Annotated in this window: 20 protein-coding genes; 15 read left to right on the top strand and 5 right to left on the bottom strand. The window is 45.6% G+C overall.

The annotated features are described in order from the left end of the window. Positions 1-146: 146 nt before the first annotated feature. Positions 147-1,205 (top strand): helix-turn-helix domain-containing protein, encoded by a 1,059-nt coding sequence (locus HMPREF9448_RS03520; RefSeq protein ID WP_008861212.1) that lies wholly within the window; start codon positions 147-149, stop codon positions 1,203-1,205. 333 nt (positions 1,206-1,538) lie between these two features. Here the strand turns inward: HMPREF9448_RS03520 and HMPREF9448_RS03515 are convergent, their stop codons facing one another. Both HMPREF9448_RS03515 and HMPREF9448_RS03510 read right to left on the bottom strand, forming a co-directional pair. Continuing rightward, positions 1,539-2,378, bottom strand: coding sequence for an alpha/beta hydrolase (locus HMPREF9448_RS03515; RefSeq protein WP_008861211.1), 840 nt, complete (start codon positions 2,376-2,378; stop codon positions 1,539-1,541). 18 nt (positions 2,379-2,396) lie between these two features. Then, positions 2,397-3,725, bottom strand: coding sequence for a DUF3843 family protein (locus HMPREF9448_RS03510; RefSeq protein ID WP_008861210.1), 1,329 nt, complete (start codon positions 3,723-3,725; stop codon positions 2,397-2,399). 457 nt (positions 3,726-4,182) lie between these two features. Between HMPREF9448_RS03510 and HMPREF9448_RS03505 the strand changes: the two genes are divergently transcribed. The 6 genes from HMPREF9448_RS03505 to ubiE all read left to right on the top strand — a co-directional run bounded on the left by HMPREF9448_RS03505 (position 4,183) and on the right by ubiE (position 10,385). Further along, on the top strand, positions 4,183-5,136 hold the full coding sequence (locus tag HMPREF9448_RS03505) for a hypothetical protein (protein ID WP_008861209.1): 954 nt from the start codon (positions 4,183-4,185) through the stop codon (positions 5,134-5,136). A 143-nt stretch (positions 5,137-5,279) separates the two neighbouring features. Beyond that, complete coding sequence (mutY, locus tag HMPREF9448_RS03500; protein ID WP_008861208.1) at positions 5,280-6,380, top strand: A/G-specific adenine glycosylase; 1,101 nt, start codon at positions 5,280-5,282, stop codon at positions 6,378-6,380. Positions 6,381-6,975: 595 nt separating this feature from the next. Continuing rightward, complete coding sequence (locus HMPREF9448_RS03495; RefSeq protein ID WP_008861207.1) at positions 6,976-7,974, top strand: PhoH family protein; 999 nt, start codon at positions 6,976-6,978, stop codon at positions 7,972-7,974. Beyond that, positions 7,974-8,477, top strand: a complete 504-nt coding sequence (locus tag HMPREF9448_RS03490) for a hypothetical protein (protein ID WP_008861206.1) — start codon at positions 7,974-7,976, stop codon at positions 8,475-8,477. Before HMPREF9448_RS03495 ends, HMPREF9448_RS03490 begins: the two co-directional genes overlap by 1 nt. Before the next feature lie 192 nt (positions 8,478-8,669). After that, on the top strand, positions 8,670-9,623 hold the full coding sequence (locus HMPREF9448_RS03485; RefSeq protein ID WP_008861205.1) for a phosphoribosylaminoimidazolesuccinocarboxamide synthase: 954 nt from the start codon (positions 8,670-8,672) through the stop codon (positions 9,621-9,623). Between the two features lie 24 nt (positions 9,624-9,647). Further along, the gene (gene ubiE / locus HMPREF9448_RS03480) at positions 9,648-10,385 is read left to right on the top strand and encodes a bifunctional demethylmenaquinone methyltransferase/2-methoxy-6-polyprenyl-1,4-benzoquinol methylase UbiE (protein ID WP_008861204.1); all 738 of its coding nucleotides are present in this window, start codon (positions 9,648-9,650) and stop codon (positions 10,383-10,385) included. Positions 10,386-10,446: 61 nt separating this feature from the next. Here the strand turns inward: ubiE and HMPREF9448_RS03475 are convergent, their stop codons facing one another. Both HMPREF9448_RS03475 and HMPREF9448_RS03470 read right to left on the bottom strand, forming a co-directional pair. Beyond that, positions 10,447-10,812: a hypothetical protein gene (locus tag HMPREF9448_RS03475; RefSeq protein ID WP_040295854.1), complete on the bottom strand. Its 366-nt coding sequence runs from the start codon at positions 10,810-10,812 to the stop codon at positions 10,447-10,449. Positions 10,813-11,828: 1,016 nt separating this feature from the next. Continuing rightward, positions 11,829-13,469 (bottom strand): fumarate hydratase, encoded by a 1,641-nt coding sequence (locus HMPREF9448_RS03470; protein ID WP_008861202.1) that lies wholly within the window; start codon positions 13,467-13,469, stop codon positions 11,829-11,831. A gap of 307 nt (positions 13,470-13,776) precedes the next feature. On the opposite strand from HMPREF9448_RS03470, the gene HMPREF9448_RS03460 reads away from it, so the two are divergent. From HMPREF9448_RS03460 to HMPREF9448_RS14105, 5 genes are all read left to right on the top strand, one after another. Next, positions 13,777-14,535: a hypothetical protein gene (locus HMPREF9448_RS03460; protein ID WP_157260326.1), complete on the top strand. Its 759-nt coding sequence runs from the start codon at positions 13,777-13,779 to the stop codon at positions 14,533-14,535. 80 nt (positions 14,536-14,615) lie between these two features. Then, positions 14,616-16,016 (top strand): SU10 major capsid protein, encoded by a 1,401-nt coding sequence (locus tag HMPREF9448_RS03455; RefSeq protein ID WP_021892271.1) that lies wholly within the window; start codon positions 14,616-14,618, stop codon positions 16,014-16,016. Positions 16,017-16,247: 231 nt separating this feature from the next. Next, on the top strand, positions 16,248-16,631 hold the full coding sequence (locus tag HMPREF9448_RS03450; RefSeq protein WP_157260325.1) for a hypothetical protein: 384 nt from the start codon (positions 16,248-16,250) through the stop codon (positions 16,629-16,631). After that, a complete protein-coding gene (locus HMPREF9448_RS03445) occupies positions 16,628-17,734 on the top strand; it encodes a hypothetical protein (RefSeq protein WP_008861198.1) in 1,107 nt (368 codons plus the stop codon). Before HMPREF9448_RS03450 ends, HMPREF9448_RS03445 begins: the two co-directional genes overlap by 4 nt. Further along, positions 17,734-18,357: a hypothetical protein gene (locus HMPREF9448_RS14105; protein ID WP_008861197.1), complete on the top strand. Its 624-nt coding sequence runs from the start codon at positions 17,734-17,736 to the stop codon at positions 18,355-18,357. The genes HMPREF9448_RS03445 and HMPREF9448_RS14105 overlap by 1 nt, the downstream gene beginning before the upstream one ends. Before the next feature lie 65 nt (positions 18,358-18,422). Here HMPREF9448_RS14105 and HMPREF9448_RS03435 read toward each other — a convergent pair whose 3' ends face one another. Further along, positions 18,423-19,274 (bottom strand): O-fucosyltransferase family protein, encoded by an 852-nt coding sequence (locus HMPREF9448_RS03435; protein ID WP_008861196.1) that lies wholly within the window; start codon positions 19,272-19,274, stop codon positions 18,423-18,425. 261 nt (positions 19,275-19,535) lie between these two features. On the opposite strand from HMPREF9448_RS03435, the gene HMPREF9448_RS03430 reads away from it, so the two are divergent. The 3 genes from HMPREF9448_RS03430 (at position 19,536) to HMPREF9448_RS03420 (ending at position 24,961) form a co-directional block, all read left to right on the top strand. After that, positions 19,536-21,293, top strand: a complete 1,758-nt coding sequence (locus HMPREF9448_RS03430; protein WP_008861195.1) for an LTA synthase family protein — start codon at positions 19,536-19,538, stop codon at positions 21,291-21,293. A gap of 45 nt (positions 21,294-21,338) precedes the next feature. Continuing rightward, positions 21,339-23,177 carry an LTA synthase family protein gene (locus tag HMPREF9448_RS03425; RefSeq protein ID WP_008861194.1) on the top strand — a complete coding sequence of 613 codons (1,839 nt, stop codon included), beginning with the start codon at positions 21,339-21,341 and terminating at the stop codon, positions 23,175-23,177. Between the two features lie 134 nt (positions 23,178-23,311). Beyond that, positions 23,312-24,961 carry a diphosphate--fructose-6-phosphate 1-phosphotransferase gene (locus tag HMPREF9448_RS03420; protein ID WP_008861193.1) on the top strand — a complete coding sequence of 550 codons (1,650 nt, stop codon included), beginning with the start codon at positions 23,312-23,314 and terminating at the stop codon, positions 24,959-24,961. The last annotated feature ends 658 nt before the right edge of the window (positions 24,962-25,619 follow it).

Below are 25,619 nucleotides of genomic sequence, written 5' to 3'. Positions count from 1 at the left end.
TTCGCTATATTTGTAGAATATAGGATGTGGTTCGGCATAGTCAAATCGGAAATAAGATTTCGGTTTGCCTTTGCGCTCACCTTTCGCTATATTTGCATTTGTTGTAGAATAAAAGGGAATTGTAGTTTTTACGAGTAAAAAGGGGAATGATTTTAGATACATTGTTTATAGAGAGTCTCTCGAATTTCGTACATGGTCTGTCAACGGCTTTTTTTCTATATTTCGGAATCAAATTGGTTTTCTTTCGGGTTACGAATCGGCCTCTTTTTATTTTGGGGTGTCTTTTTTGCCTGTGGGGAGTCCAAGACTTGAAAGACTTGTTATTGTATATAGATACTATCGGCGATTCTCCATATTATTCTACTATTCTTTTATCGATAGATATGTGGGCGGTTCCTCTTTGTGCGCTTTTCTTGTTGGAGATATTGTCCCCCGGGTTCGCCACTCTCCGTCGAGTCCTTTTGTTTGAATTACCATTGGTTTTATTTACCGTCGTTTATATAATGACCGGTTTATTCGAGGTTTATATGTCGAGTGTCGTTTATACGGCGGTAGTTTGTGCATTGGTAGTCTTGTTTATAGTCGTGAGGGTGAGGAGGTATAACCGGTATATGCGTGATAACTATTCTTATACCGAGCGTATTAATGTGCAGTGGCTGATGAACAGTATGGCTATTTTGGCCGTGTGTCTGTTGTCTTGGTTGTATGTTTGTACGAATGTCAGCCATTTGGGCGATATGTTTTATTATATTTCATCTACTGTATTGTGGGCGGTTGTTTTGTATTATAGTTTGCGTCAAGAATGGATTCCTCAGGCGCAAGATATGGAGTCGGAGGAAACGGGTGTATCCCGTAATTTCGTTTCGCAGATGGGAGGCAAGCTCGAAGAGTATATCCGAGAGAAGGAACTCTATCTGAACCCCAAATTGTCGTTGTCGGACTTGGCGGTCGAGATGGGAACAAACCGAAGTTATTTATCTAATTGTCTGAATAACGAATTGGGTATCACTTTCTACGATTATATCAACTCGTTCCGGTTGGAAAAGGCGAAAGAGATTCTCGATGACTCCGGTTTCGAGGGCTGTATCGAAGATGTGGCGATTCGCAGTGGGTTTAATTCTGTTTCTACATTTCGTCGTTCTTTTCAAAAAAAATACGGTTGTACTCCTTCGCAATATCGGAAAAATGCCTTAGGACATAGATAGTTGCCTTGAAGATTCCGTTAAGGGAGAGTAAATTGTTCAGGCTCAATCAAGACAATCAAAAAACTATGGGATCTTTTTTAACCCCTCTCCTCAGAAACAGGTTTCTTCGGTGCTTTCTCTATACTAGGCCAACTTTTGTTTATTGGTCGGTTTCGAAACTATTTATTTGAAATAAAAAAGGCTGTCTCCCGACAGCCAATTTGTAAACCTTAAATCTAATACTATGAAAAAACATAGTACAAATGTATAACTGTAATTCTTATTTTCCAAATCAAGGCCTTAAAAAGGTTGTTGATTTAACATAATTTGAGTGAAATCAATTGATTTTGTTAACTAGTTTGTTTTGCTCTTATTTTCTTGGGAACGAGAAAAGTATTTATGAAAGAAGAGCAGCTGATAATCTATGGAATTGTTCCAATAGGCATGGTTGTGTCCTCCGGGACGTTCGATATAATCGTGTTTTATATTACGGGTGAGTAATGCCTGATGTGTTCTTCGGTTGACTTCGAGAAAGAAATCGTCTACTCCGCAGTCGATGATAATGGCGAGATCTCCGTCGTTTAGAGAGGGGATCAGGTTAATAACGGTGTGTTCGTCCCAGCGTTTTTTATTGGCTACGAATTCTCCCAACTGGTCTTTCATTTTCCAGTTCGTAGGGAAAGGGCGGATATCGAGACCTCCGCTGGTGCTGCCTACGGCTCCGAAAACGTCGCGGTGACGGATTGCATTCCACATGGCTCCATGACCTCCCATACTGAGCCCGGAAATGGCTCTTGCCTTGCGATCGGGTATGGTACGGAAGTGGGAGTCGACGTATCGAATCACTTCGTCTGATATATAGTCTTCGAATTGCATGTCTTTATTGCGGGGGCTGTTCCAGTACCAACTGTTAATTTTCCCATCGGGGCAAACGATGATGAAGTTGTAGAGGGAGGCGATTTGCGGCAACTCGGGTTTTATTTTCAGCCAAGCCGAATAATTGTCTCCGCATCCGTGTAGGAGGTACACTACCGGGTAACGGGTGTCGCTATGGGTGTAGCTTTCGGGGAGGATAATTACGTTTTTGAGGTCGTGCCCCATTTTGCTATGTATAGTTATCGTGTCGACTTGTTGAGCCGAAAGAGTAGCGACACATAGGAATAAAGTGAGCAGTAAAGAAATGTTTTTTTTCATGGGTGTAATTTTTAAAATTTATCGTTTTACATATTCGGTAACAAAATCTATATTGTCGAGTAACAAGTGACCGGGGGCGTTATAGAATTGTAATCCGGTAATTTCTCCGGCTTTAACTTGGGAAATAAAAAAGTCTTTACCGATTTCGTCGCTTAACAGTGCCTGCCAAGCGGTATCGGAAGCATCGAGGGTTTGTCCGTCTTCTCCTTCGGTCGTTGCCAATATATCGGTGAGGATAATTCGTTGTTCCTCTTCGGGTAACTCTTCTTCGGGTTCGAAAAGATTGTATTCGTCATCGTCGCCGGTGATTTGTCCGATGAGGTCTTCGCTATCTTCGTAACTGCTGATCTGTCCGGAAAGCCACCATTCGCCGTTCCATTGAATGAATCCGGTACGTAAAATGAGAGACGGGTCTTTCATATTGCGGGGCAGCCCTACCAGCGAGCGGTTGGTCGCTTCGATAATCCGGTCGGTCGCTATGTGGCGGAATCGGGTGATTGTCTCATCGGCGTTTTCGTAACGGAAATAGCCGGTGTATTTGTGTCCCATACTCGACAGGGAGGCATACAAAGGGGAATCCTCTCCCAATACTTCGGCGAGCCAGCGGGGTGGTGTGAGCCGCATAAATTCGGTTACATGGTTGAAGCCGAAGTCGTTACAAAGCAGGTTTACCATATCGGGTATTTGCTCGTCCATACCGGCTTCTTTGGCTTCTTCGGCAAGGGACTCGGCTTGGTCTTCCAATAAGAAACCGTTGTTGAAGAATAGGTAGGACTGGGTACAAAGCCAAAGGAAACGGGCGTGCAATGCGTAAAGGTTATGAGACTCTTTTTCGTCGATTCGGAAGTATTGGAGTAGCTTTTCGTTTTCGGGAGCCGATTCGTATTCGGTCTCGAATATTTCCATCACGTCGGAGGCTATTGCAGCGAATGTATCGAGTGTGGGTGAATAGGGTATGTCGAGGTTGTTGAGTTGCATGTGGTAATGCCACACGAGGAATTGTACCTCTTCGATGTTGATTTCGCCGGGCGTATAGTCTTCGTCGAGTGTATAAAACGGGAGCGGTTTTCCGAAACGTTTACCGTGAATGCGCGTGAAGGCTTGAAAAATACCGGTTTGTGAAATAATATCCTCGAAATAGGCCGTGAGGATGCAGGCAAGCTCTTTTTGTTCGGTCTCGTCTATTTTGCGATAATCGCTTTCTTCGAGAGAGGTTTCGACGGCTCGAATGGCAGCCAGAACTTTATTGGCCAATGTGATGTAGTAAAGGTCGGTGGGTGCTGAGCCGGAGTAAGGATGCAATGTTTTCCAATCGCCGTTATATATGCGTTGTTTGTCGGTATTCATGCGAAACTTGTGTTATGTGTCTACAAAAGTAGTTATAAATTGGGAAAAGAGTGGCGTATTGCAGCGTTTTATTATTTCTGTTATATGGTTTCCCATTATAAAACGAGTTATAAGGGATATTTGCAGATGAAAAAGCCGGGCCTCATCGTACAATCGAAAGGAATGTATTGATTATCGCGGATAAAATAATTAACTTTGTGACCTAAAAGACATAGGGTCATAGAGATGGCCCACAATATTAATAGCGTTTGCTATTTGTTCCATACAGAATGAAACGTCGGAAACTTCATTTGATATGAACGGGAACAAGTTGTAAGCGTCCTGCTTTGCATGGGCGTGACTTGCCGTTCATAACACCAATTCCGACGGGTGCATTCTGGGCAGTTTCGTCCATGCTTTGTATCCGTTGAATTTGTTGTATTATGAACATTGGCATTCGCATAGATTTTGAATGCCAATGGATTTTATCATTAAGCATGCCTCCCCATTGTACACAATTTTCAAATGGGTATCGGGGCGTTTTTTCGTGCGGGGAAAACGAGGAAAGTATTACCGCACGAAAACCTATATTTCGATAACGTTAATTTGGAGCATTGGATTGTTGTCGCCGGTTGCGAATGTTTATGCCCGTGGGTTTACCGAGTCGAGGTCGAGGCCCACTTTTGTTTCGCCCTATTATTTTGGTCCCAATGCTTTCCCGATTCCTGATGTACTGACAAAAACCAGTGATAAACTTAAAATTGAATTGGCAGGGGATTACTATTGGGGCAAGAATTATACAACGGATATTTTTCTGAAAACTCATATCCCCTTATGGACGCATCGAGCCAATCTTTCGCTTTGGTGGCCCGTGATTGAATGGTACGATGATACAAAAAACAAAGGTAAAATGTCGGGAGATGTATACCTCAGTGTAGATATGCAGCTCTTCGAAGAACGAAGAATAGTGCCATCGTGGACTTTAAGAGCTGCTCTCAAAACCGCTTCGGGGGGAGGTTACGAAATCGACCGTTATTATGATTGTCCCGGTTATTTTTTTGATACCTATTTTGGTAAAACGTTCCAGATTGCGAGCGCCGTGATACAGATTTTTTCCGGTGGCGGATTCTTATGTTGGCAAACGGACAACGGCAGGCAAAATGATGCGGTTCAGTATGGAGTTTTAGTTGGGTTACGATTGGGAAATTTCAGTATAAGCGAGACTTTTGGCGGATATAGTGGTTGGGAATCAAATTCTAAAAAATATGGACATTTGGCTCATGATTGCCCTATGTCTTTGAAAACAAAACTTTCGTATGTCATATCCAATTGGGAGATCGGTGCGATGTTGCAACATGGTTTGTCCGATTATCCTTATACTCAGCTACGAATCGGCATCTCTTATTCTATCGACATTCTCAATCGGGAATGAGTTTTTTGTGCTTTTTACGATAAAATTTATTCTATGCCTGCCTTGTGTTTGTTTGACAAGTCTGTCTAAAAATAGGTAGTGCTCCGGTATCACCAAATAAATTTGTTTCTGCTCTCACCTTTCGCTATTTTTGTCTCGGAATTATGAAAAAAGGAACAGAACAAGAAGAACAGGGCGCGCCGTTGGCTGCCGGTTTGCATGCGTGGTACGCCGAGAATCACCGGGTGTTGCCGTGGAGGGGTATTACCGATGCGTATCGTATTTGGATTTCGGAGATTATTTTGCAGCAGACACGGGTGGTGCAGGGCTTCGAGTATTACAATAGATTCATATCCCGATTTCCCGATGTGCGGTCTTTGGCTGCCGCCGATGACGACGAGGTGATGAAACTGTGGCAAGGATTGGGCTATTATAGCCGGGCCCGTAATTTGTTGACTGCTGCGCGTCAGGTGGTGGAACGATTCGGTGGGGAGTTCCCGACGACTTACGAGGGTATACGTTCTTTGCAGGGAATAGGGGATTATACGGCGGCAGCGGTAGCTTCGTTCGCTTACGGGTTGCCTCATGCTGTGGTGGACGGTAATGTGTATCGGGTTCTTTCCCGAATTTATGGTATCGATACGCCTATCGACACGACCGAGGGACGAAAGTTGTTTGCCGCTCTTGCCGACGAGTTGCTCGACCGGAAAGACCCGGGCGGGTATAATCAGGCGTTGATGGAGTTCGGTGCACTGTATTGTGTGCCTCGCTCACCTCAGTGCGGAAGGTGTATTTTTGCCGACCGTTGTATGGCTTTGGCGACTCATCGAGTAGAAGAGTTACCTGTGAAACAGGGTAAGACGGTGGTAAAACCTCGTTATTTCAATTATTTTTATGTGAGACAGGGCGGAGATACTTGGATTCGTCGGCGAGAGGGGCGTGATATTTGGCGTAATTTGTATGAGCTTCCGCTTATCGAGACCGATGAAGAACAGGGGCTCGATGACTTGCAGCGTAGCGGTATTTGGGCAGAGTTGTTTCATGACGCCGGACAAGTGGGTGTTTCGTCTCAGGTGTATAGTTGTAAGCATGTGTTGTCGCATCGTATCATTCATGCCCGTTTTTACATGGTGGAGACGGAGTTTGCTCCCGATATGACCGGGTATATGAAGATTCCGGTGGAACGATTGGGGGACTATGCCGTGTCGCGCTTGACCGAAAGTTTCTTGGAAAAGCTGTCAATGAATTATCCTTCGTTGTTTTGAGACCGGATAATCTTACTTATTCATACGGGTAAGGAAAGGGATAGTCGCTATTTATATAAACGAGGCTGATGTGCTGAATGTCGCTATGTTTGGGGGCAGTCGAAATCAGAGGGGATTTTTTATGTGTCTAACTCCTGTCATCAGAAACTATTGTTTCTTCGGTTTCTTCCCTTTAACCCCTCTCATCGTCGCTACCGCTCCTCTGTTTCTCCCCTATATTTTGCGTTGCAACACCCCGCAATGCTGCGGGACACGGCAAGGGAGAAGGTAGAATGTTGTCTTGTTGCGTAGAAAGCTCGTCGGATTGTAACAAAAGCTAAGAAATGTGTTGTACTCCTCCTCTGCACACGAATGTGCGATAGGGGAGGTGTCACGAAGTGACGGAGGGGTTGAGCTTTCTCAAATCTATTCAGTTGCTTTTTAACCCCTCTCCGAAAAAAAAACTATCGTTTTTTCGGTTTCTTCCCTATATTTTGCGTTGTAACACCCCGTAATGCTACGGGACACGGCAGGGGAGAAGGTTAGAGTGTTTTGTCGCTAAAATTTGTTTCTGCTCTCGGTTTGCACTATCTTTGACACAACATAAAACAATCGAATGATAGAAAGAGTAATCATATTGGATGCTGTCGATCCGGTAGCGTTTTACGGCGTGAATAACGCGAATGTACAGTTGATTAAGAATTTGTTCCCGAAAGTGCGTATTGCCGCCCGCGGGAATGTGATGAAGGTGATCGGCGATGAGAAGGAGACCGAGGTTTTCGAGGAGAAAATCAAGTTGCTTGAAAAACATTGCGCCGAATATAACCAGTTGAGCGAGGAGGTAATCATCGATATTATCAAGGGCGATGAACCGCAAGCGATAAAACCGCAGGAGAACCTCATTATTTACGGAGTGAACGGTAAACCGATTACGGGGCGTACGCCAAACCAAAAGAAACTGGTGGAGGCTTTCGCCAAAAACGACTTGACTTTTGCGCTCGGTCCGGCGGGGTCGGGCAAGACTTATGTAGCGATAGCACTTGCGGTGAAAGCGTTGAAAAACAAAGAGGTGAAGAAGATTATCCTGAGCCGTCCGGCTGTGGAGGCAGGAGAAAAATTGGGCTTTCTGCCGGGGGATATGAAGGATAAAATAGATCCTTATCTGCAACCGTTGTACGATGCTTTGCAGGATATGATTCCGGCAGTGAAGCTGAAAGAGTACATGGAGACGAACGTGATACAAATCGCTCCGTTGGCATTTATGAGGGGGCGTACGTTGAGCGATGCGGTGATTATTCTCGATGAGGCGCAGAACACGACCACACACCAGATAAAAATGTTTCTTACCCGATTGGGTATGAATGCGAAAATGATCGTTACCGGCGATATGACGCAGATCGATTTGCCTGCGTCGCAGACTTCGGGGTTGATACAGGCGATAGGGATTTTGAAAAATGTAGAGGGTATAGCCCGAGTGGAATTCAACAAGAAAGATATCGTGCGACATAAATTAGTACAGCGTATTGTCGAGGCTTATGAAAAACACGACGAGAAAGTACGCAAGGCTTCCATGTCTAAAAAGTATGAACAAGCCGAGAAAAAAGGAGAAGAGTAATGGGCGGTAACCCGTGGAGAAAATGGTTGGGAGAGAGTGACGATCCGGGTCGTAACCGATTGCAGGCTTTTGTTTATTCTCGTTTGTGGATGGGGGTATTTCCTTCATTCTTGGCAGGATTCGCTGTTATATTCCTTATTTGTTACTGGGGGAATCTGCCTGTCGAGAAGTCGTCTAACAAGGCTTTGCTCTCCGGACTGTTATGCGTGGTGGGTTATGCGATAGGGGTTTGGGCTGCCGTAGCTCCCGATAAAGACGATGAGGAAGACGAGGTAGAGGATTCGACCGGAAGGGCGAGTTGGATAGATAAAGTGAAGTTAGCCGTTTGTTGTTTGGCATTAGTCGCTATATTCGCTTATCCCAGCATAGAACGGGTACTTAGCGGTGAACGAACCATTTTAGAGGGTTGTGTCGAACTGACGGGAAAATGCTTGATGATTGTCTGCTTGTTTGTTCCCGTTTATATCCGTTTAAAACGAAAGTCGAGAGGGAGTTTGAAATAGATTTATCTTAATCTTGCAATCGGTACACTATCTCGTTTTTATGTTGTATCTTTGCGCACAGATGTGAAAATGGGCTGCGCCTAGGAACTCTCAAATGAATTTGTTACAGCTCTCGGCTTGCACCGTTTTTTGCAAGGTCATTATCGAAGACGAATAACCGATTATAGTATAAACAGAAAAAGTATTACAGAAATGAAAAATGCTTTGGTAAAAACCGATTTCAAATTTCCCGGACAGAAGAGTGTGTATCACGGCAAAGTGCGCGATGTATACAATATCGACGACGAGCTGTTGGTGATGGTGGTCAGTGACCGTATTTCGGCATTCGACGTGATTCTTCCAGAGGGTATTCCTTACAAGGGGCAGGTGCTGAACCAGATTGCCGCTAAGTTTTTGGATGCTACGTCGGACATTGTCCCGAACTGGAAGGTGGCTACTCCCGATCCGATGGTGACCGTAGGGCTGCGTTGCGAACCATTCAAGGTAGAAATGGTCGTGCGGGGATATTTGACGGGACATGCATGGCGCGAGTACAAGGCCGGCAAACGAACGCTTTGCGGAGAGACGATGCCCGAGGGCATGAAGGAGAACGAAAAATTCCCGCATCCTATCATCACGCCGACTACCAAAGCCGATGAGGGTCACGACGAGGATATTTCGAAGGCGGAGATTATCGCCAGAGGTATCGTCTCGAAAGAGGACTACGAACAGTTGGAGAAATATACGTTGGCGTTGTATCAACGAGGCTGCGAGATGGCTGCTCAAAAGGGGCTTATTTTGGTGGATACGAAGTATGAGTTCGGCAAAATAGGCGATAAAATCATTCTCATCGACGAGATTCATACGCCCGATTCTTCGCGCTATTTCTATGCCGAAGGTTATGAAGATCGTCTTGCCCGTGGCGAGGAACAACGTCAGTTATCGAAAGAGTTCGTGCGTCAATGGTTGATTCAGAATGGATTTCAGGGTAAAGAGGGTCAACAGGTTCCCGAAATGACCGAGGAATACTGCAACAGCGTGTCGGATCGCTATATCGAGCTATATGAGCATATCGTGGGCGAAAAGTTCGTGAAAGCCGAGGGCGAGGACGTTGCCGCCCGTATCGAAAAGCACGTGACCGATTTTTTGAACAACCGTAAAAAATAACCGGTAAAAATCGATTGGTGACGAATGGATTATAAAGCGGAGGGAATAAAGCCTTATGACGAGGAGACGGACAAGACGACGCAGGTGCGGGAGATGTTCGATTCTATCGCTCCGGCTTATGACACAATGAACCGGACAATGACACTGGGTATAGACCGGTGGTGGCGTCGGGTGGCTGTGAAAATGTTGCGTCGCTATTCTCACCGTCGTATTCTCGATGTGGCTACGGGTACGGGTGATTTGGCGTTGCTACTGGACGAGCGTCTGAATCCAGACTGTGTCGTGGGTATCGATTTGTCGGAAGGCATGTTGCGCATAGCTCGTGAGAAAGTGACCGAGCGAAATGCACAAGAGCGGATTCTTTTCGAGGTGCAGGATTGCTTGTCGATGACATTCGACGACAACAGTTTCGATGTGGTGACGGTCGCCTACGGGGTGCGTAATTTTGAACATCTCGAAGATGGTTTTCGGGAGATGTACCGGGTGTTGAGTCCCGGCGGCGCACTGTGTGTGATCGAGTTGTCCACTCCCGAAAGATTCCCGTTTCGCCAGCTTTATAAGTTCTATACCTATACGTTTATTCCTTTCGTGGGTCGGTTGGTGTCGAAAGACCGCCGGGCTTACAGCTATCTGCCCCGTTCGGTAGCGGCCGTTCCACAAGGTGAGGATATGCTCACTATTTTCCGTCGTGCGGGTTTCGGCCATTGTTATTGTCGTCGGCTTACTTTCGGCGCTTGCACGATTTATATCGGAGAGAAGTAAGAGGAGATAAATAAGAGTGAATTTAGCGAGGCAGTTTTCTAACTGCCTCGCTTTTTAATGATTACATTTTATAATAAGTCGTTCCGGCAAGTGTGAGAGATGAAATATTACGTCTGTCTCGTGCTAATCTGTAAGAACCTTTATAAATGGTATTCCCATTTTCGTCCAATAATCTCACCTCTCCATTTTGTAATCTATAAGTAGCGGTGACGACTAACCGGTCGCCGTCCCATAATTCGCACTTCCCACTGCTGTAAAGATATATTTGTCTACCGTCGTTGGCTTTGAGGCGTTGGGTTGAACGGAAAACGACATTTTGCGATATACAAGTTTCGAAGGAAGCAATGTTTTCAATCGGTTTATTTGCGTTTGAAGAAAATATGATTCCTCCGCCAAGTAGCATAATGGCAACAATTAATTTTTTCATGTTTTTTTAGTTTGAGATTTTCCTACTCATTTATCGGCTTTTCGGATTCCTCCGGTTTGTACCTTGAAAGAGATAGATTACGCACATAAAAAAACGCGGTACTTTCAGTATATTCCCGCTCAGAGGTGTTTGGCGTAACCCGACAGAAAAATAGACCAAAAGCCCGCGCTAAGAAACGCGAGCATTTCAACTCTTATTCTTTTCTGTCTTTTTAGTCGCCAAACTTTCTGAGCAGCAGAATAAAGCTAAAACGCTTTTCCAATATGTCTAAAATGTGCGTATCAAATTATACGCTATGTTTCATAGGCAAATTATGTTATTGTTTATGATAAAAGCAAAGGTAATAAAATATTTATAATTTGTATAAAAACAGAGGAATCTGTGTAGTTATTTACAGATGTTGTATTTCTTTACGGGCAAAATAATGGGGCTATCCGACTTTTTGGGGGGCACTTCACAAAATCGGAGAGGATTTTTATGCATCTAACCCCTCACCTCAGAAACGGCTGTTTCTGAGGTGTCTCCCCTATATTTCTAACGCAACACCCTGTAATGCTACGGGACACGGCAGGGGAGAAGGGATATAAACAGACTGATGAGATGTCGTTTTCAACCCCTCCGTCACTACGTGCCACCTCCCCTATATTTTGCGTTACAAAACACAGGGGAGGAGTTTTAAATGTTTCCGATTGTGAAACAGAAATACTCTATAAAGCTACGGGGACATGGAGGGAAAGGAGGTTTAAAGTTTCGCTTCAATGGCGATATGCACATCTCTCGCGTTCTAAACGTAGACTTTCTCATCATTGCATAAGGATAGTTTTAGTAATAAAATAGGGTATTCCCCTCTTCATCAGCCGTTTCCCCGTAGTATTACGGGGTGTCCGCATAGATCGGAACAGAGGAGAAGTTGGAATACTTCTCGACCTTTCCTTCTGTGTCTCATTGAGGGGAGTTTATAAAGAAAGAGCTGCCAATCGGCAGCTCTTTCTTTATGGATAGATAGTTTGGTCCAATTATTTCTTGGCCGGGCATGTAGGCTTGATTTGTTTGAAGAAATCGTTGCCTTTGTTGTCGACGAGAATGAATGCGGGGAAATCTTCCACTTCGATTTTCCAGATGGCTTCCATGCCGAGCTCGGGATATTCGAGGCATTCGATACTCTTGATATTGTTTTGAGCGAGGATAGCAGCCGGACCTCCGATACTGCCGAGGTAGAATCCTCCGTGTTTCTTGCAGGCGTCGGTGACAGCTTGGCTGCGGTTCCCTTTTGCCAACATAATCATAGAGCCCCCGTGACTTTGGAAGAGGTCTACGTAGGGATCCATTCGACCGGCAGTCGTGGGACCCATCGACCCGCAGGCCATGCCTTTCGGCGTTTTTGCCGGACCTGCATAGTAGATGGGGTGATCTTTGATGTACTGCGGCAAGTCTTCGCCCCGGTCGAGCCGTTCTTTGAGTTTGGCATGCGCGATGTCCCGACCGACGATAATCGTTCCGTTGAGCGACAGACGTGTGGCAACGGGGTATTTATCCAACTCTTTGAGAATTTCGCTCATAGGTTGGTTGAGGTTTATTTTAACGGCGTTGCCTTCACCGGCTTGGCGGAGTTCTTCGGGAATGAGCTCGCCGGGGTGACTGTCGAGTTTCTCGATCCAAATACCGTCTTTGTTGATTTTACATTTGATGTTTCGGTCGGCCGAGCAGCTCACTCCCAATCCTACGGGGCAGGATGCTCCGTGGCGGGGCAGACGGATAATGCGTACGTCGTGAGCCAGATATTTACCGCCGAATTGTGCACCGAGTCCGATACGGTGCGCTTCTTCCAAGACTTGTTTTTCCAACTCGATGTCCCGGAAAGCTCGTCCGAATTCGTTTCCGGTCGTGGGCAGACTATCGTAGTAGTGGGTGGATGCCAGTTTCACAGTGAGCAAGTTTTTCTCGGCCGAAGTCCCGCCGATGACGAATGCAATGTGATAGGGCGGACAGGCTGCCGTACCCAATGTTTTCATTTTTTCCACCAAGAAAGGAACGAGTGTCCCGGGGTTGAGAATGGCTTTCGTTTCTTGGTAGAGGTATGTCTTATTCGCCGATCCACCGCCTTTGGTGACGCAGAGGAATTTATACTCCATGCCTTCGGTAGCTTCCAAGTCGATTTGCGCGGGAAGATTACATTTGGTATTTACCTCGTCGTACATGGTAAGGGGCGCGTTTTGGGAGTAGCGCAAGTTTTCCTCGGTATAGGTTTTGTAAACGCCGAGGGAGAGAGCTTCTTCATCGCAATATCCCGTCCAGACTTGCTGGCCTTTCTCTCCGTGAATGATTGCCGTACCGGTGTCTTGACAGAAAGGAAGTATTCCTTTGGCGGCCACTTCGGCATTGCGGAGGAAGGTGAGTGCTACGTATTTATCGTTTTCGCTGGCTTCGGGATCGCTCAAAATCTTAGCTACCTGTTCGTTGTGCGAACGGCGAAGCATAAACGATACATCGCGGAAGGCGGCGTTCGCCATAGCGGTAAGACCTTCCTTTTCGATTTTCAAGATGGGTTTTCCTTCAAACTCGCTTACAGAAACATAGTCTTTCGTGAGCAAATAATACTCGGTCGTGTCTTCGCCGAGCGGGAACATGGGTTGATACTTAAACGGTGTGATAGCCATAGTTATATGTTATTTAGTATGTTTTGTCTGACGATGGGGAGACCGAACGAGGTGTGGATAGGCTCCGGCGATCGTGTTGCAAAAATAATGAAAGGCGGGTGCAGAATAAAACAAATTCATTTGTTTTTTATGCCCAGCCGGCTCTTCTTTTCGCTCGCAGGACAAAAATAAAGAATTTTTTCGGTAATTCATCTTTTGTCGTGAAATCTTTCGAGAAAGAGGTACAATGTATGAAGCTGCCATAAAAAGGGCCTCGACCGGGGTTTACTTTGCCGTACCATATATGGCTAAACTAATCATTGAATTTATGGAAAAGAATTATCAAAAAGAAAATCGCAATCTGCGAAAATCACGCGATTTGCTCGTGGAACGAATCTTACACCGGTATCCTGCCCGTAGGGTCGATAGCGACGACGATTTGTTCGATGCTTTGGAGGAATACGACTCGTATCGGAACGAACGGTATGAGCGTCTTGCCGACGACCAGAGCAAGTTGTGCAAATTGTTTATGTCGAACCCGAAAATGGGAGCGTTTATCTCGGACGTTATCGGCGGGGAGGATGCTCTTATCGCTTGTGTGCGTTACTTCGGGAAGGATATGCTCGATTGTGCCGAGGACGAGGGTCGCATGGCAGAGGTTCGTAAGGCGAACGACGAGTACCTGTCACGCATGGCACGATTCGGCGAATTGGAAAACCAAATGCGGGAGAACTTGAAAAACAGCACTCGTTGTATGGAGCGTTTCAAGTCGGAGAAAGGAATGAGCGACGAGGAGTTCGAGGGTTTTCTCGACCGGGTGTATCATTTGTGCAACCATGTGTTTATGGGAGAATTGAACGACGAAGTTCTCGGGTTGCTTTTCAAGGGGTTGTATTACGACCGTGACCTGTCTTGTGCCGAGCGGGAAGCCGAGGTGCGTGGACGTAACGAGCGTATCGTTTTCGAAAAACGGGAACGTAACGGCGATTCGTTACCTCCTTTACGAAACGGCGGCAGTTTCGAGCCCGATGCCGATCTTTCGCCTGTATTCGGGAACCGTCGTCGCCGTAGCGTGTGGGACTTGTAGATTTTTGAAAAGGGGATTGAAGTAACTTCTAAATTATTCTAATTCTTATGTTTTTATTGTATTCTAAAATGAAAAGAGAGATGAAAAATTTTTTATTGAAATGGAAAAAGCCGCTTCTTTGGTTGACCGGTTTCGTATTGTTGGTACTGTGTTGGCAAGTTTGGGACGGACTGTTCGATGCCGGGTTGGCATTGGCGGCGATCGTGCCGGGTATGTCGGGTGGAAAAATCGTATCCAACGAACCGCTGACGACCGATATTGTTCGTGAAGGGAGTCCCTCTCTGTTGCGTAGCGAAGTGGATAAACGCATCGTGAAAATACGTCCGATGTCCACGCCTATCGATCAGTTATCACGGTGGAACGGTTCGCGGAAGGCTTCGTCGATGATTGTCGATTATTATTCGGTCGATGTGAAACCTACCAAGTCATATATGAAGGCCTCGTATGTGGCTCCCGGGGCATCGACCGTTAACGACTCGCATAAAAAGGCGACTATCAATGCCGTGGACAACAGCATATTCGAGGTGTCGGAAACTTTGTTGGTTCAAGGTGTAAAAGGGTATGATCCCGACGGGGAGATGTCGAATGCCGACTTGGTGCTTTATATCGCCGCAAAAGACGAGGATACGGGGGCATTGACCGTCTATCCCATCAATGGTTCCAAAATAGGTTCGGTGACCAACTGCGTGCCGTCTATTCCCGTGAATACGCCGCTTATCCGTATGGGGCGCGCGGCAACGGAACTCGATGTGCAGACGGCACAATTCGCCGCTTTGCCTATCAAGAGTCAGAATTTTTGCCAGATATTCAAAATGCAGATCGAGCAATCGACTTTCCAAAAAATAGCGAATAAAGAGGTCGAATGGGATTTCTCGGATGCCGAGGAGGCCGCTATTTACGATATGCGATTGGGTATGGAAAAGAGTTTTATGTTCGGTGTGAAGAACACGATTTTCGACCCTCGTAAAAAGGAAAATGTGATGCTGACGGGCGGTATCTGGTGGCAGGCCGGAAATCATTATACCTACAATCCTACTGTGGAGATGACACAGAACGATTTGATCGATATGATGCGACAGGCTTTTACCGGGAACGGAGGGAATAAACGGAAGGTGTTGATTGGCGGTTCTTCGTTTATCGGCCGTATCAATAAGATAGAGATGACCAAAGTGGTGATGGCCCGCGAAGATAAGGTTCAGTGGGGCATCGACTTCTCGGAAATCAAATCGAAGTTCGGGAAGTTGTATGTGCTTTATTCGGAGGTATTCGACGATTGCGGCATGAGCGACTACGGATTTATTTTCGACCCGGAATTTATCCAGAAATGGTCTCATGTCCCGTTCGACTCGCAGGAACTCGATTTGAAAAAATCGGGGGTACGCAATACCGATGCGTTGGTACTGACCGAGGCCAGTTGTTTGACATTGCGCTATCCGGCTGCACACATGCGTATCGAGCCGGTCATACCCGACGAGGAATAAGTGATATGATTCAAGGGGACTGAGGGGCGACCGGGACATCGTGCCCGGCTCCCCTTTTTCTAAAATTCGGCCTCTCCTCGAAACCGTGTTTTTTCGTGTTACTCTCTTATATGGTTATTTGAAACTGTTGCGTTACATGGCGCGGGAGAAATTTTTATACAGACGTTCTTGCGAGAGAGATATGGTTGTTTCGGCGAGGGGCTATATAGTTTTTAAATTAAATATAATGATATGATGAAGATTTATCAGACCCGGTTGGGAAACCTATCTACCTCGGTCGATGTGAACGGTGTACCTCGTCGGGTACAATTCCTTGCCAGTGACGGTGTAAACGGAGTTTTTTCTACGGCCGACGAACAGTTGCAGCGGGCTATGGAAAATAGTCGGGGGTATGGGAGACGATTCAAATTGTCGGACGTCGCACAACCGGCATCGGAAGAGAAAATTTATATGTTAGTGCCGGAGGTTCGCTCTTGGCAGGACGCAAGGGATTATTTGAGAAAAGAACCGTACGGGCTTTCTGACGAGGAAGTCTCCTCTCCTGCTCTTATCGAGCAAGCGGCCGAACGGTTGAATTTGATTTTTTCACAATTAAAAAAGAGGAACAAGCGATGAAAACGACTATACACAATCATTTGCGAGGGCAAAACGGGTGCTTGGGATTTTATTATGGGTTGGCATCTCTTCTCTCGGCATATCCCGAGGGCGGTTTGCCGGGAGAGTTTTTTATCAATGGAGAAACTCAATCCATTTGGATATGGGATTCTACCGGTCGTTCGTGGTACGATACGAATCATGCGGCTCCTTCTCCGTTCATGGGTATTATCACCGAACCGGCGACTTTCAGCCCGGCGGTCGAAAGCGGTGTGCAGGCTTGTTTCATCTATGTGGCCGGAGGTAAAGGGTCTTATGTTTTCCCTGCCTTGAAAGGATCGGCGGCAATGACCGTGACGACAGACTCGTCGGCAATTATCACCCTTGTGTGGGACGGAACGGCATGGCGGAATTATGTGACTCCATTGATGTTCGACGATGCCGTGCGTCCTGTTTATCTCTACCGAGGGACGTGGAATCCATCTTTCACTTATCGATGTACCGGTGGAGCCGCCGATGTGGTTTATTTTATGGGTAAGTACTATCAGGTGAAGTTTTCGGTAGGCAGCACGACAGCTTCGCCGGCATCTTCGAATGATTGGGAAGAACTTTCTCGTTTTTGTGCCATAGCCGACGAGATAAAATTGAAGCCCAACGGATTGGTTTTGCTCGATGGGCAGCAAACTATTCGGGTGTCGAGCGAGCTTTCTTCGTGGGAGTTGTGCAATGGCGAAATCTGTCATAAAGAAACAGGAACTTTTTTGTCGCAGGCCGGGGAGTTGCGTGTGCCCATTGGAGATGGAGAAGTCGTGATAAGTCCTTTACAAAAGGGAATTGTCGTTTATTCGGGCGATGGCGATAAAGTCTTTCAAATAGGGTTGGATGCAGCCGGAGAGGCTTTGTTAAAAATGACTCGGCCCATTGAAAACGGTTCGTGCGAGGTGTCGATTTCTCCTCGGCAAATCGAAATCTCTCGTCTCGATGGGACCGGATTACCGGTTTACCGCAGTTCGTTTACTGCCGACGGGTTGAATTGTGCATTAAAAAAATGGACCGATATTCTTTCGGAGGGTGATATTTATGTGGACGAGAATAATTTTGTGAGACAGAAGAAAGGCGCGTGATGAAAGTAAGTGTAGATGAGTTGGTAGACCGGGTTAAAGCGAACATGGAGGAGCTAACCGATTCTTTCGATGCCGGTATCGTGATGACCGCAGGGATAGGAGTAGAGCGATATATACGGGAGAAAATGCCGGATGCCTTGCTTGCCGTATGGGCAACGGAACCGGTATCGTCGTTGCCTTTGATAGATTGCGCTTCGTTGTTGCGACCACAGCGTTCGTCCGACGGTAGCGGATATGTACTTTTGCCCGATGATGTGTGGCGTATGGCTGAGTTTTGTATGGACGGGTGGAGGCAGCCTGTTACGGAATTTATCGATAAAACGTCTCCCGAATATGAGTTGCAGTTCAATTTTTATACCCGGGGAGGCTGTTCGACACCCGTATGTGTTTTATCGAACGAAGAAGGACAAAAACGTATCGATTATTACTCGCTTCCTGCGCATGTCATTTCTCATCGGGTGAGGTCGGCTCGTTATGCCGCTTATCCTGCCCGCGATGCCGAGAGTTATGAGTTACTTCCTTCGTTGATACCGGTCGTTTGTTATACTTGTGCGGCTCTTGTGTATGAGATATTGGGTCGTCCGGAACAAGCTGCGGCCATGATGCGTTGTATCGTGCGATAGGGGTTATAGATTCGGGACAGTTTCAAATCTTCCCGAATCTATTTTGTTCCCGTGTGTGGCCGGAATTATTTATCGGGGCGAACGTCGCGCAATAATTCGTATGGTATCTTGCCGATTTGAGCTGCCGTTTCGGAAAAAGAGCTGTGTACCGATCCCAATACATGGCGGGTACGCGATAGGAGGTATAGCTCTATCAGCGCTTCTTGCATACCTTCCAAACTGTTACGGTCGGCTTTGTGGACAGAGGTGAACACTCTATTTCCGAACCGATTTACAATCGAGCGTTTGTCCTCCTCGGAGTCGGAGGCAAGGTAAAATGTCGTGTCGCCGTTCTGTTCTATTTCTTTTTTCATACGCTCGATAAATAAACGGGTAGGACTTTGTGCGATAGATAGAGCATTGTCGGTCCGGCGAATGTGGACACCCACTGTATTTGTTCCGAAGAGGGAACAACGGGTATCTATTTCTTGCAAGATGGAAGCGAGAGGACGAAAAACGGAGAAGCGGTCATTTTCATCTTCGGGAGAATAAAAATATACGAAAGAGGCTATATAAACTTTCCTATTCTTTGCCCAGTCGTAAAAATCGAAGTTCTCGTAAAAAAGGTGTAAGGCCTGTTTTTCATAGATACAGTTATTGAAGATTGCCTTTTGAAAAAGACGGGGAATGAAAATATTTTTCTGCCGGGGCCTGTCGTAAAGCAGGTAATCGCTCCATGTAGCCTCCGTTACTTTTACATTCGGTAAATCGATCGGTTCGAATAATTGGTCGAAACGGCAATTTAATCCTCGGTCTTTGAACCAAATAATATGTAACTCGCTATTTGCTTTTCGGCTTAGTTTAATTGCCGAGTCGATCGCTTTCATGCGATTGGCAAGGCCGCCTACCGGAACGAGCAATATATACCTTTTTTTCATGTTCGAAATGTTTATTTTCTGTTCGATACGAAAGAGAAAAAAATGATTGTAATTCTCTTTTTTATCCGATAATCATATAATATTAAACAAAACTATGAATTTAATTTTATTTCGTTTTGTCTTTTAATAAATGTTTTATCGAGAGCGGATTGAAAGAAATCGAGCAAATGAGGTTGTTTCGCCTCATTAAAAGAATTATTTTTGCAAACCCGTTTAGGGAAGCGGATAAATATTTTGTTCTAAAATGAAAGAGTAGTTTCAATGATCGGTAAAAGTTTGGATATAGGGAGTTCTGTCATTCGATTTTTTTCGAAAAACTTTTATACACTCATTCTTTTTGCGTTGGTTCTTATATCTGCATTTTCCAGTATATGGCTTTTCTATTTTGAAATAGTGAAAGACACGAATCCGCTTTCGTCGATACCGGCTCATATTGTTAAGACGCTGTTCGATGCAATGGTTTTGATGTCTCCTTTTTTTGTCGTCAAAAGACGGGGATTCGTTTTTATACCGTTGATTTTGCTCGATGTATTTTGTTTGTCGGCCGTATGGTATTACCGGAACTATTTGGATATAATACCGTTTTCTTCTTTCCTTTTGTATGAAAACCTTACTCCTTTGTTGTTGGAAAGTGCTTTCGCTTCGGCGCGATGGATCGATTGTCTGGCAATCGTTCCTACTTTGATGACCGGGGTTCTTTACAAATTTGTTTTACAGAAAAAAGTGCAAAAAGAGCGGAGGCGGCTATGGTGGCCGGTGATCGTTATCTTGTCGGTTTTTGTCTGTTTTCATATTTTTCTTTCGGTGCGGGATATAAAATCGAAACAGTATGATTCTCTTACCGATAGATTTGTCACTTTCCCCAATAATATATTGTATTTCGATCTGAATGGAATGTGCGGATATATTCTGTATCATGCCGCTACTTCGCTTTTGCCCCAACCTGAATTGACGGAAGAAGAAACGATTCGAATCCAAGATTATCTCGACGCTTATCCTCGTTATGCAGATAACATCTATTCGGTTAATGAAAACAAAAATTTGATACTTATTATCGTAGAGTCGCTTAACTCGTGGGTGATCGGCAAGAGCTTTTGCGGAGAAGAGATAACACCATGCTTGAACCGGATCGTAAACGACAGCAACTCGATTACAGCAGTTCATGTTTTGCCACAAGTGAAGGACGGTAGATCGAGCGACGGGCAATTTATGTTCAATACCGGATTGCTTCCCTTAAAGAGCGGAGCCGTCGCTACCCGATATGACGATGTGGATTACTATTCTATCGCCAAAGCGTTGAAGCGACGGAATTACACGGCGGTAAACATGACGGTCGATGGGAATAATTATTGGAATCAGGCCGAGATAAGCGTCGCTTACGGGTATGACCAGAATATCGATAGATTGGGTGGTGGAACAAGTGTTACGGATAGTGTGCTGATGGAACGGGCTATTGAAAAAATAAAAGTGCAGAAAACGCCGTTTTTCTATCAATTGATAACAGGGACGTCTCACAAGCCTTATAATGAGCCGTATCGGAAGACGAAGTTGTCGGGTGCTACTGAGTTTCCGGAGGAGGTGAGAAATTATATGGAGGTTATTCATTATACCGACCGTTGTATCGGAGCGTTCGTCGATTCGCTTCGTAGTAACGGATTGTACGATAATACAGTTATTGCGATAGCCTCGGACCATAACCAATTACTCTCTCCTTGCGGAGTACCCGATTATAACGATACGGAGGCTGCATTCATCGTGGCGAACGCCGGTGTGAAATATACGCATACTTCGGTTATGGGACAAATCGATATTTATCCTACCTTACTCGACATAATGAATTGTAACGATTATGCATGGAAAGGTTTAGGTTACAGTATTTTGCGCACTCCGGTCGGAAGTGCGGCCGGTTGGAATGGGACAGTTTACGGTAATGAAGGAGATTCTTTGGCCTCCCGGCAGATAGAGGCATGGGATATTTCGGAAAAAATAATTACCAAAGGATATTTCAGTTTAAAATAATACTATAAATTATTATTTCATTACATTTGCATCGAATGTTATCGAATGCAAATGTGGTTGGATAAATTTTCGGCACGAGTTTTTTCTTGGAACCGCGAGGGACAGTATCTGTTGTTTTATCTGCTTACTGTCTGTTGTTTTATGTTTCCTATCGAATATTTACATATCGGGTTGAAATATTCGACTATTTTCGATTTGCGTATCCTTCTTCCACAGGGAAAGCCTGTGGGCGATACGCTTTCGGCTTTTGCGCCGACTGTGGGCGATGCTTTTTTATTGTCGTTGCCTCTTTTCTTTTTTACGAACAAGAGGTGGGTCGTGTTTATTCCGCTTTTTCTGTTCGACGTTTTTTGTCTTATCCAGACTTTATATGCTCGTGTCTATGAGGATATTATGCCATATTCGTCGTTCCTTCTCGTGAATAACGTCAACGATGTGCTGCTTAACAGCGTGAGGGGATTGATACGGTTACGCGATATATTTGTGTTCTTTCCCACTCTGTTACTTTTGGCGGGGTATATTTTCTATTTCAGGAAACAGCGTCATTATCCGTCTTCACGTACCAGAGCGGTTGCCGCCTTCGTATCGTTGTCGATAGCTTTGTCTTCCTATGCGGTCAGAGCTCATCATATTTATCATCGTGCGCCTTCCGATCAAGAGTCTCCGTGGACGGCTTTCATTACGCCTTATAATTATCGTGAGTACGTGGTGTTTAACGGTGTCGTACCTTATACGTGCTATGCGTTTGTCTCTTCGCTTTTGCAGGGTGGAGAGCTGAATGCCGAGGAACGGAAAACCGTTGAATCTTATCTTGACGATATGCCGCGTTATGGTGATAATAGATATGCCGTAGAACCGGGAAGGAATCTTATTCTTATCGTCGTGGAATCGATGAATTCGTGGTTATTGAACCGGACAGTGAACGGGGTGGAGATTATGCCCCGGCTCAATCGTCTACTGTCCGAAGAAGGCACATTTTCGGCTCTCCATTTAATTCCGCAAGTAAAAGACGGTCGGTCTAGCGACGGCCACTTGATATTCAATACTGGGCTTTTACCTGCGAAGGTAGGAGCGACCGCCGTGCTGTACGGCGGAAACACCTATCCGGCTTTGGGGCATGCGTTGAGAGATAAAGGTTATCGGACTTTGAATATCGTATGCGACCGGGCTCAGGATTGGAATCAGGCGGAAACTTCTCCGGCATACGGTTTTGAAACTTTATATGATAAAACATCGTTCGGTGCGAGCGAGACTTTGAGCGATTCGGTTCTGTTTGCCGAAAGTCTTTCTATTTTGAAATGGACACAAGAGCCGTTTTTCTCTCAGATAGTGACTATCTCGACACATGCTCCGAACAAGGCTCCGTCCAATCCCACGGCTCTTTCCCGATACCCGACCGAGTCGAGCGAGTTGGTCAACACGATGGAGGCTTTTCATCGCCTCGACAGACAGTTGGGCAGTTTTCTCGATTCGCTGAAAGCGTGCGGGCTGTACGAACGCTCGGTAATCGCTATTGTTTCGGACCATGACGAGTTGGGTAAAAATGTGTTGGACGGGCGCGAGCATAGGACACTTGCCGACCGTGAGGTAGCGTTAGTTTTATTGAATACTCCGTACACGATTTCTTATGAGGAGACGGCGGGGCAAATCGATGTATATCCGACATTGCTCGATGTCATGGGGTGTAACGAATACGGTTGGAAAGGTTTGGGATATAGTTTGTTCCGTACTCCGGTCGAGAGTGCTGTTTATTGGGACGGAAGTTCTTTGGGAAACCGTCGGTCTCCTTTGTATTCGAGGCAGACGCAGGCGTGGGATATTTCTCGTTTGATGATTACCGGAGATTTCTTTTCCGGGAAATCTTTCGGGTATGACGAGGAGTGAAGTGTGGGGTAATGTTTATCGACCGTTTTGTCCGATATGATTTTAATATTTCTGTATTTGGCTCTTTGAAAAAAAAATACGAAATTTGCAAATCCGAAAGAAATATAAAACTTATATAAACAAAAGAGATTACAATGAAGAAAAGTGCACTTCAAACCGCTCGTGCTTCGTATCAGCCTAAGTTGCCCGAAGCTATTAAAAACGGCGTTACCATCGTCGAAGGCAAGGCCACGCAATCGGTTGCCGATCAGGAGGCTATCGCTAAGTTATTTCCTAACACATACGGCATGCCTGTTCTCCGTTTCGAAGCAGCTGCAAAGAAAGAATATCCGGCTATCAATGTGGGTGTTATCCTTTCCGGCGGTCAAGCTCCCGGTGGACATAATGTAATTTCTGGTCTTTTCGACGGTCTTAAAGCTCTGAATAAAGAGAGCCGTTTGTTCGGTTTCCTTTTAGGCCCCGGCGGATTGATCGAACATAAATATATGGAACTTACGGCCGATATTATCGATGACTACCGCAATACGGGCGGATTCGACATTATCGGTTCGGGACGTACCAAACTGGAAACGAAGGATCAATTCGACAGTGGTCTCGAAATTATTAAAGAGTTGGGTATCAAAGCTGTCGTTATTATCGGTGGCGACGATTCCAATACCAACGCTTGCGTACTCGCCGAATATTATAAACAAATCGGAGCCGGGGTTCAGGTAATCGGTTGCCCGAAAACTATCGACGGAGACTTGAAGAACGAGATGATAGAGTCTTCTTTCGGTTTCGATACGGCTTGTAAAGTATATTCCGAAGTAATCGGTAACATACAACGTGACTGTAACTCGGCTAAGAAATATTGGCACTTTATCAAGCTGATGGGACGTTCGGCTTCGCATATCGCTTTGGAATGCGCTTTGCAGACTCAGCCCAATATTTGTTTGATTTCGGAGGAAATCGAGGCCAAGCAGATGACTCTTGACGATGTAGTAAACTATATCGCCGAAATCGTGGCTGCCCGTGCCGCCAAAGGTAACAACTTCGGAACGGTGTTGATTCCCGAAGGACTTATCGAATTTATCCCTGCCATGAAGCGCCTTATCGCCGAGTTGAACGACTATCTGGCTGCGAACGGTTCGGAATTCGCAATGATTAAGAAATCGGAACAAATCAATTATATCATCAAACACCTTTCTCCCGAAAATTCGGCTATCTATGCCAGCCTGCCCGAAGGTGTCGCCCGTCAGCTCACGCTCGACCGCGACCCCCACGGAAATGTTCAGGTATCGCTTATCGAAACCGAAAAACTGTTGGGCGAGATGGTTGGACGTCGTTTGGCCGAAATGAAAGCCGAAGGGAAATTCGTGGGTAAATTCGCTACGCAATTCCACTTCTTCGGTTACGAAGGCCGTTGTGCCGATCCTTCCAATTTCGATGCCGACTATTGTTATTCTCTCGGTTATACCGCAGCACTGTTGGTAGGCGAGGGTAAAACGGGTTATATGTCGTCGGTTCGCAACACGACCAAACCGGCCAGCGAGTGGATTGCCGGGGGCGTGCCTGTGACTATGATGATGAATATGGAACGTCGTCACGGAGAAATGAAACCTGTTATACAAAAAGCATTGGTTCGCCTCGATGGGGCTCCTTTCAAATATTTCGCCGCACATCGTGACGAGTGGGCTATGAACACGTGCTATGTTTATCCCGGTCCTATACAATATTTCGGTCCTACCGAGGTTTGCGACCAGCCTACCAAAACGTTGATGTTGGAACAAAACGGAACTATTTGAGAAACCGTTTTGAAGTCTCACGAAGATAAGACCGATTATTAGAAAACAAGCAGGTTGCCTGCTGCCGAAAGGCATATAATTATTCAACAAAAAATCCGCACTTGCGGCTTGCAAAATCCCTCGGTACAGAGCGTTCTGTGCCGGGGGTGTTTTTTATTCGTTCTTGGTAAGCGGAGATTAAGGTTCATCAATAATTAGTGTGGATTGTCTTTGTATATTTCAACCCCTTCGCCCTATGGGCACTCCCCCTATATCGCTGTGCGACACAGGGGGAGAGGTTGAATGCTTCATTTCTTTCTAATATTATATTCTAAGTTATTCTTCTTAACCCCTCTCCTCAGAAACTGTCGTTTCTTCGGTGTCTCCCCTATATCACTAACGCAACACCCCGCAATGCTACGGGGCACGGCAAGGGAGAAGGATAAATACAATCATCTCATTAGATAAAATAATGTCGCAGAAGGGTGTTAAAACTCCTCCTTTGCTATGTTCCGTAGCCTCACGCGGGTGTTTTTCTCTATTGAGCTATTTTAAAACTCCTCCCTTGTGTTTTGCAACGCAAAATATAGGGTGAGGTGTCACGGAGTGACAGAGGGGTTTGGAAATAAATTAACCATAGCTTCTATATGCGAATGTATGATAGGAAGTGTATCTGTAA

It is taken from the genome of Barnesiella intestinihominis YIT 11860 (assembly GCF_000296465.1).
Taxonomy (GTDB): domain Bacteria; phylum Bacteroidota; class Bacteroidia; order Bacteroidales; family Barnesiellaceae; genus Barnesiella; species Barnesiella intestinihominis.
This window is presented reverse-complemented; position numbering and strand designations above follow the sequence as displayed.